The 1,979-nt window shown below is 70.0% G+C and carries 2 protein-coding genes; both read right to left on the reverse strand.

Annotation, left to right across the window (positions count from 1 at the left end):
• Positions 1-22: 22 nt before the first annotated feature.
• Positions 23-1,618: a prenyltransferase/squalene oxidase repeat-containing protein gene (locus tag HW130_RS35140; protein WP_167734133.1), complete on the reverse strand. Its 1,596-nt coding sequence runs from the start codon at positions 1,616-1,618 to the stop codon at positions 23-25.
• A gap of 6 nt (positions 1,619-1,624) precedes the next feature.
• On the reverse strand, positions 1,625-1,979 hold a 355-nt coding region (locus HW130_RS35145), incomplete at its 5' end, for a polyprenyl synthetase family protein (protein ID WP_177153818.1).

Raw genomic sequence — 1,979 nt, forward strand, 5'->3', positions numbered from 1 at the left:
AGCATTATGCGGCCGCAAGCTTTCAGGCCGTCGCGGGGCCGGCGGCGCCCGCGAGGTGCCGAGCGGCCACCACAGCCGCACGGACGATCATGGCGGGTCGGTACAGGTCCTTGTCGTGCCACAGCGGCGGCCCGGGGTCGTGCGCCGTCGTACCCTCGGTGAGATAGGCGTGGCCGCGTCGGATGGCCTCGTCAGCGCCGGGCCGGCCGCGGCCCACGGTGGCGAGGACCTGCACCGCGTAGGCCGTCTCCTCCACGGTTCCCTTCCACCTACCCCACGAACCGTTCGCGCGCTGAGTGTCGACGATCCAGCTCGCGGCTCGGGCGAGCGACGTGACGGCGGTACCCGGACCGGGGAAGCCGGCCAGCGCCAGGGCGCAACACATGGTGGCGTAGTACGGGGACGCGTGCCAGCGATCCTGCCAGCTGCCGTCCGCCTGTTGGCGCTGCCGCAGCGCGTCCGCCAGGCGACGGGCCGCCGTGACGTGACGCCGATCGGCGTCCGGGTCGATGGTGAGGATCAGCCCCACGACGTCCAACACGTGGGCGTTGGTGGACAGGGAGAAGCCGTCCTCGCCGGGCCACGTGCAGAAGCCGTCCGGCGTCTCGTACCGCCACAGACACTCCAGGTCGACGCTGAACCCGAGGTGCGCGAGGGCGTACAGCGTCACGGCGGTGGTGTCGGCATCCGGCGGGAGCCCAGGCCCGGCGCAGGTCCCGACCGAGGTCAGGTCGGCGATCAGACCGGGGATCAGGTCCGCTGCCTGGGTCACGGCGAGGCCCGCGCGGGAAAGGGTGGCGACCACCCAGGCCCGCTCGAAGACCGTGATCGGTGTCGCGCAGGGCGCGAGAGCATCATGCTGGCGAACGACGCGTTCCAGATACGCGCTCGCGCCCGGGTGGCGGTGCCCTCCGGCGGGTGACCCCAGCCATGCGGCCGTGGCCGCCGGCGACGCTCCCACGATGCCCGACCTGGTGGGACGCACCCCTCGGACGCCGTGCGCCGCGCTACCGACCACTTCCAGGGCGTGCAGCACCTTCTCCGGCAGAGCAGCACCGGCGCCGATCAGACCATGGACCGCGGCGAGGCGACGGTCGTCCATACCCGCGGGGAGGCGAAGGCGCGCGGCGGCACGCCAGTGCCCCAGCGCCGACGGCAGATCCGCCTCGACGAGGCGTCGGTTGATGGCCGTGGCGAGTGCCGGCACGATGAGGTCGATCGCCGGTGTGTCGGGAAGGGACCGCGGGGCGCTGAGCCACCGCGTGAGGACGGTTAGGCCGGCGTCGGTGGCCCGGATCAGCGGCTCGGCGGCGGGTGCGGTGCGCAGCTCGGCGAGGAGCGCCTCGGTCGCGCTCACCGTCGGCACCAGGGCGTAGCCCTCGGGTGGTCCCCACCCACCGTCGGGACGCTGGCTGGTGAGAAGGTGCCGCACGCGTTCGGCGTGACCGGTCAACCACGGGGCCAGGCTGACCAGCCGGGCTGTCTCGTACAGCGATGGCGACACCTGCCCGGCGGGCACGCGGATCAGCTCCGCGACCAGGCTCTCGGCGGTGTCGGCCCGCCCAGTGGGCACCGGCTCGACCGCCGCCGGCGCCGATGCGCCGAGGTCAGCGCTCACGAATTCTCAGTTCTGACGAAACGCAATGTAATCGGCGAGGCCCAGCAGTGGCGCGGCTTTGATTTGATCGAAAGAAGAGAGTTCTTCCTTCGCCCGCGTGGCAAGTTCAGCTGCGAACTCCTTGGCTTTCTCCAAGCCCATCAATTTCGGGTATGTAGCCTTATCCGTCAGAAGGTCTTTGCCCGCGGTCTTGCCAAGCTCTTCGCTGGATTTTGTGACATCCAGGATGTCATCCACCACCTGAAATAACAGTCCAACACAGCGGGCATAACGACGAATACGCGCGATTTCATCCTCCGTGGCGCCCCCCAAGATCCCCCCTGACACCACGCTACATTCCAGCAGCACGGCCGTTTTGTGA

Origin of the sequence: Streptomyces sp. PKU-EA00015, from assembly GCF_013387495.1 — a bacterium.
In the GTDB taxonomy this organism is placed as follows: domain Bacteria; phylum Actinomycetota; class Actinomycetes; order Streptomycetales; family Streptomycetaceae; genus Streptomyces.